This is a genomic window from Enterobacter sp. CFEC122, from assembly GCF_052983755.1.
The window spans coordinates 1-6,217 of record NZ_JBRIQR010000081.1; the positions used below are offsets into that span (position 1 = coordinate 1).

Genomic DNA, 6,217 nt, shown 5'->3' on the forward strand with positions numbered 1-6,217 from the left:
AGCGCCTGTCCTGCCAGTCGGCAGAACGGTTAATCCGCAGTGACAGTTGCGCACGCGACACGCCCATGGTCCGGCTGACCATGGCTATATGGACTTCCTGGAGCATCTGCTTCATGAGGAAAAACTGGCCCGGCATCAGCGTAAACAGGCGATGTATACCCGGATGGCGGCCTTCCCGGCAGTGAAAACGTTCGAGGAGTATGACTTCACCTTCGCCACCGGTGCCCCACAGAAGCAAATCCAGTCGTTGCGTTCACTGAGCTTCATAGAGCGCAACGAAAATATCGTGTTGCTGGGGCCATCCGGCGTGGGGAAAACGCATCTGGCAATAGCCATGGGCTACGAAGCGGTACGGGCGGGTATCAAGGTTCGCTTCACTACGGCGGCAGACCTGTTGCTTCAGCTGTCCACGGCACAACGCCAGGGGCGCTATAAAACAACGCTTCACCGTGGCGTGATGGCGCCAAAGCTGCTCATCATCGATGAAATAGGCTATCTGCCGTTCAGCCAGGAAGAGGCAAAGCTGTTCTTCCAGGTCATCGCCAAGCGTTATGAAAAGAGCGCGATGATCCTGACCTCTAACCTGCCGTTCGGGCAGTGGGATCAGACGTTCGCCGGTGATGCGGCGCTGACATCCGCGATGCTGGACCGGATCTTACACCACTCACACGTTGTTCAAATAAAAGGAGAGAGCTATCGACTGAAACAGAAACGAAAGGCCGGGGTTATCGCTGAAGCTAATCCTGAGTAAAACGGTGGATCAATATTAGACCGTCGGTGGAGTTGTAAGTGGATCACTTTTTACCCGTCGTTGACACTACTGTCTGGTGTTTCAGGGGGCTACATCACTTTAACGGGAAATACCATCAAGTTTACTCCTGTCATGCCGATAATATATTCACATTTTCATAACTACTCCCGGTGAAGGATGCCCGGCAGGAAATAAGTGCCGGCCGTAAACTGATGGTTATGAAGGATGCATGCCTTTTTAAACGATTACAGAGTGAGGAATACAGATTTTATGGGAATTTTCAGGGATCTTTCTGTCGCCAGAAAACTGTCGCTGGGGTTTGGCGCACTGCTGGTATTTATAGTTGGGCTGTTTCTGGTTAACCAGTATAACTACGCCATGATAAAAGGCTCCATGGCGCGTACGGCAACGGTGAATGAGTTATATGATATCAATTTGGCCATTATCGATGCCGGTAAGGAATTTCTCGCTGATAACGATGCTGCCGCGTATCAGAAAAAATATAAGGAACTTCAGGATTCCATTACCGCCATGCAGAACACAGTCTCACCAGAAGATCTGGGGGAGGGGCAACAGCTCTGGGAAAAGGTAGTACTTCAGCAGCAAAAATATTTTTCCGCTCATGACGAGGCTGTATCAAAGGGCGGAAGTGCTGCTTCCCTGAATGGCCTGTCAGACCAGCTGAAACCCATGATGGATGACATTAACGTCGTCCTGAATGATGAAATGGAGCGCCTGGCTGCCAGTCTGGTTCGTGACAATATTATCTTTTCCATTGTGGCGCTGCTGGCCATTATCGCGGGGATTGGCATCATGATCATCATTACCCGCAGTATCACCCGCCCGCTGGATGAGGCCATGAAGGGGATAGAGGCTGCCGGCAACGGAGATATGACAACCGCGTTCCGTGAACGTTATCCGGAAGATGAAACAGGACGTCTGCTGTCCGGGCTGAAAGCTACAAGTATTAATATCAGCCGCATGCTCAGCCAGGTTCGCGACAGTTCCTCTTCGGTGTCAACGGCATCTTCCCAGATAGCGGCCGGAAACCAGGATCTCTCTTCCCGTACTGAAGAACAGGCCAGTGCACTCGTTGAGACGGCGTCTGCACTGGAGCAACTGACGGCCACTATAGAAAATACGGCAGAAAACGCCCGTCAGGCACAGACCCTTGTACAGGAAGGGGGCAGTATTGTTAAGCGTAATACAGAAATGATGCAGGCCACTACCCGTCAGATGGAAGGCATTCACCAGTCCTCCCAGAGAATGGCGGATATTATTAACGTCATTGAATCCATCGCCTTCCAGACCAACATCCTGGCACTGAATGCGGCCGTTGAGGCAGCGCGTGCCGGTGAATCCGGACGGGGATTTGCGGTTGTAGCAGCCGAAGTTCGTAGTCTGGCGAAGAAGAGTGCCACGGCGGCCAAAGATATCAAGGGGCTGATCGATGAATCAGTGGAACAGGCCCAGTCTGGCCGTGACCTGATTGACCGGGCCGGTGAAGTCATGCAGGAGATGTCGGTGAACGCCGGGCAGATCGCCCAGATAATCGTGGAAATTGCTCAGGCTGCAACAGAACAAAGTGGCGGAGTACGCCAGATTAATCAGGCGATCGGACAGATAGATACCTCCACCCAGCAGAATGCTGCGCTTGTTGAACAGTCAGCCAGTGCGGCAAGGGCAATGTCTGAGCAGGCCGACACACTGTCTTCACTGGTTAATGCGTTCAGACTCCGGGACGGGCAGGAACCGTGACGCAACGCCCGGATATAGTTGGGAGGTCAGGGAGAGATTTTGCGGGAAATCGTTTCTAACCCTTCGTGAATCCGCATACGGTGCAGACTGTATGGTTCTGGCCTTTGCTGACGTGTTACGGGAAGCCGGTTATGTGGCACACCGGTATCTGTGGGTTTCGCCCACAGCTACCGGCCTACTGGCAGCGGGGATGGCCTGCATTCAGCTATTGCCGATGAAGTGGTGCCTGGAAATGCCCTGAATGATTAACACGGGCGTGTCCTGCTGATGCAGGGGCATCAACCGGGTAACTGGTTTGCCGTTTACGTTCATCATCACTGGCTGCCTGAGTGAAAACGAAACGCATCTGGTTAGGGGCAGCGTTTTTACAGGTCCGATACTGAACGGATAATTCGGTATATTATGTTCGTTTATGCATAATGAATTTTACTTCGCTTCTGACGCAAAAATTGAAGGCATAAAAAAGAGTAAAGAAAATCATAATTTGCATGAATACAATTCCCGGAAGTGATTTTTGTGGCCCCAGTAACATGCCTGTAAGGCAGAACCCTGCGAGCAATAGTGCTATGTTTTCATATAAAGCCACCATTTCTTCAGCTACAGAGAAGATGCAGTTAATTAATTTCCTGTAATAACGGCAGCCTGCCTTACTGATAAAGCCGGTAACTATTATGACCAGTAATCCTGCGATGTATGCTGCCTTTAAAAAAGTCAAAAATAGTGGATCGGTACTAACAAACGAGTCGACTATGATTTTTAACGCTGGTTCCCCCCCGGTTTTGTATGCTGTATAAGAAAAAACAAACCCTAAAATGAAAAAGACACTTATATATCGGGTTATGTCATTTTTAAGATAATCCACGCAGCGAATAAAAAATCGGGCTATCATCTTTTAGTCTCCCTTACCTTTATTAAATTTCTGAGGTTTATTGTGAATATATTATCCATATGGAGAGGATAATGTATGGTTAGTCATTACTGTAACCTGTTCCGTATTTCATATAAATCTACACAGTCTGGTAGTTTTAACTGCACGGGTTCTCCGGCCTGGTGTTGTGCCAGTGAACATTGGTCTCCAGAGCTTTCAGGCATAAAAAATGCCGCTCTCACGGGGATGGAGCGGCGAATCAATCTAGCTGATTTTATTTGTTTCCAGCCTATACTATTTTTTCTGAATCTATCGCCTGAAACACATACCTAAATGCTCTTATTTTTGTTAAGTCATGAAAAAACTGACTGTGATACAGCCGCCGCTTTCTGAGCTGACTTATTCCGGCATGGTTCCCTGTCGGCTCAGTCCGCTGTCCGTTTCAAGGATACGTCTTATATTCACCAGAAGGTTTTTCATCAGAGAAACGGCTCGCCCCACAGCGAGAATTTCAACAAACAGATTAAGGTCTTTTTGTTTCAGATAGTTCAGGAAGTCTGGTTCACTGAGGCTTCCTCCGGCCACCTCGTAAAAGCGGGCAATCGCCTCCATGTTATTCATGTAGGTGCTGATTGCGGCGTACTCGTGTCCTTCCATCTGTTCAAGGATGATCCGGACAGACTGCATCTGGTCGGTCAGTCTCGCATACATGTCTGCATATCTGGCCTGACGGGGATTTATTTCACTCATTATCTCTGCCGCCTGTAAAAAAACCGGCACAGTGCGAACACCATGCCGGAAGGTTATGGCTGACAAAACGGGAACGACAGGCTCCCGTTGCTGTCGGGGGCTACATCAGGACGGAAGTCACTGTCGTTCTCAAAATCGGTGGAGCTGCATGACAAGGTCATCGGGCATTATCTGAACATAAAACACTATCAGTAAGTTGGAGTCATTACCTCGGTATCAATGATTTTCGGAGAAACAAATATTTTGATAACGAAATAAGTAACCATAATTAAAACAACGAAAAAGCTGATAAGAAGGAGGGTAACCCGCCCCTGTGTGGTTTTCCACGTCATAATAGTATTGTCTCGTTCTGTTGGGATGGCTGATATAACGACTTTTGTCAGGATTTCTTTAATCTAAAACGATACAGAAAAATAAATCTTTAACCATATGAGTCAAATAGCTAACATACAGCGAGCTCATCAGCCCATTTAGTGGCTTTCTGCATTGTTTCTATAACAGAGAACTCAGAGATATTCAGTGTTCTGCATATTTCAGCTGTCTCTTCCCAGCTAAGCTTCTCATAACACAAAGAAAGATTAAGTATGTCAAAAAGCTCGCCTTTATGCAGGCAAAGAGCATCGGCGACATTTCCGGGAACCGATATCTGTTGAATTAAATCATCCATGGGCTGCTCGAGAATAACATCCAGCAAAGAAAACAAACCACAAACAAACGCGTTATAGGATAATGAAGCGAGGTTTAATTTCCCGGCAATTAATTCACAAAATTTTCCACGAACCATACTCAGATGATAAAGTTCGCTGACACCCGAAACCCCGATGCTGGAAAGAGCAGCCACCGAAACAAAACGGCGGATTTCGTTATACCCCAGATACATCAGCATTTCTTTCAGAGTAAGTTCCCCTGACGGAGTAATACCGTGTGATTTGAACAGCATGTTTTTTACATAACGCATTATTTTATATGATAAAGTCAGGTCATTTTTCAGTAATCGCTCAAGCACGGTAAAGTCCGGGCTTTCCCTGTTAACTTCCATCATCAGGCTGGAAAGCGCCATCGGATTCTGAGAAAGGCATTTGTTTCGGATGATCTCCGGTCTGCTGAAGAAAAACCCCTGAAAAAGAACAAATCCGGCCTGGCTGTAAAGCTCAAACTCTTCTCTTGTTTCAACTTTTTCAGCCAGAAATTTTATGCCGTGAAGCAAGTGCTTTTTCTCGGTGAGATAGCGATCAATCTCATGGTAAGTTTTTTCCCGAACATCAAATTTAATGACCGAAATATATCTCATAAACCGGTCCCAGGCGCTGTCCAGCGTGAAATCATCAAGTGCCAGCTGATAGCCATTGTCGTGAAGTTCCCTGACCGCCAGGAAAAGCTCGTCATCAGGAATGGCATCCTCAAGGATCTCTATAACCACTTTATCATTCGGCAAGGTATCGCCAAGCCCGCTGATTATCATCCGGTGCGGAACATTGATAAATGAGCTGTGATTGTCAGCGATGCGGGGAATCGGAATGCATAAAAACTGGTCGGAAATCATCCTGGAAGTTGCATATTCAGGCGAAACATCGGGAAAAGAATTCTTCATTCCGACCCTGAAAAGCAATTCATATGCGACGGTCTGCATTTTCCTGTCAAAAATAGGCTGTCGCGCAATAAATGAATACATATTCAGGTCTCCAGGTCAGCATTATAATTTTTTGAAATTTAACCTTTCTATGCTTATAACATGCAAAACTGGCGATTAGTTTGATCTGGAGCACAACTCGGGGCACAAAGAAACCGGGAAGATGCGACATCACCATTCCCGACCAATAGGATTCATCACTGGGGTAATGCTGCCAACTTACTGATTTAGTGTATGATGGTGATTTTAAGGTGCTTGCGTGGCTTCCATTTCCTTCAGATGTCCTTCCTGCTCCGCTACTGAAGGCGTGGTGCGTAACGGCAAAAGCACTGCAGGACATCAGCGCTATCTCTGCTCTCATTGCCGTAAAACATGGCAACTACAGTTCACTTACACCGCCTCTCAGCCCGGTACGCACCAGAAAATCATTGATATGGCCATGAATGGCGTCGGATGTCGC

General features: G+C 47.4%; 5 protein-coding genes and 2 pseudogenes. 4 read left to right on the forward strand and 3 right to left on the reverse strand.

Going from position 1 to position 6,217, the window contains the following annotated elements; translation table 11 throughout:
• Positions 1 to 85: 85 nt before the first annotated feature.
• Positions 86 to 751, forward strand: a pseudogene (gene istB, locus ACVCAM_RS25750) (IS21-like element ISSen3 family helper ATPase IstB); the annotation flags it as partial.
• Between the two features lie 270 nt (positions 752 to 1,021).
• Complete coding sequence (locus ACVCAM_RS25755) at positions 1,022 to 2,509, forward strand: methyl-accepting chemotaxis protein (protein WP_062857183.1); 1,488 nt, start codon at positions 1,022 to 1,024, stop codon at positions 2,507 to 2,509.
• 400 nt (positions 2,510 to 2,909) lie between these two features.
• Here the strand turns inward: ACVCAM_RS25755 and ACVCAM_RS25760 are convergent, their stop codons facing one another.
• Both ACVCAM_RS25760 and ACVCAM_RS25765 read right to left on the reverse strand, forming a co-directional pair.
• Complete coding sequence (locus ACVCAM_RS25760) at positions 2,910 to 3,398, reverse strand: hypothetical protein (protein WP_045269685.1); 489 nt, start codon at positions 3,396 to 3,398, stop codon at positions 2,910 to 2,912.
• 378 nt (positions 3,399 to 3,776) lie between these two features.
• The gene (locus ACVCAM_RS25765) at positions 3,777 to 4,088 is read right to left on the reverse strand and encodes a hypothetical protein (protein ID WP_045269684.1); all 312 of its coding nucleotides are present in this window, start codon (positions 4,086 to 4,088) and stop codon (positions 3,777 to 3,779) included.
• Positions 4,089 to 4,226: 138 nt separating this feature from the next.
• On the opposite strand from ACVCAM_RS25765, the pseudogene ACVCAM_RS25770 reads away from it, so the two are divergent.
• Positions 4,227 to 4,322 (forward strand): annotated as a pseudogene (locus ACVCAM_RS25770) (IS1 family transposase); the annotation flags it as partial.
• Between the two features lie 247 nt (positions 4,323 to 4,569).
• Here the strand turns inward: ACVCAM_RS25770 and ACVCAM_RS25775 are convergent.
• Positions 4,570 to 5,799 carry an EAL and HDOD domain-containing protein gene (locus tag ACVCAM_RS25775; RefSeq protein ID WP_044597283.1) on the reverse strand — a complete coding sequence of 410 codons (1,230 nt, stop codon included), beginning with the start codon at positions 5,797 to 5,799 and terminating at the stop codon, positions 4,570 to 4,572.
• Between the two features lie 217 nt (positions 5,800 to 6,016).
• Between ACVCAM_RS25775 and ACVCAM_RS25780 the strand changes: the two genes are divergently transcribed.
• A partial coding sequence (locus ACVCAM_RS25780) for an IS1 family transposase (RefSeq protein ID WP_447093737.1) occupies positions 6,017 to 6,217 on the forward strand: 201 nt, incomplete at its 3' end.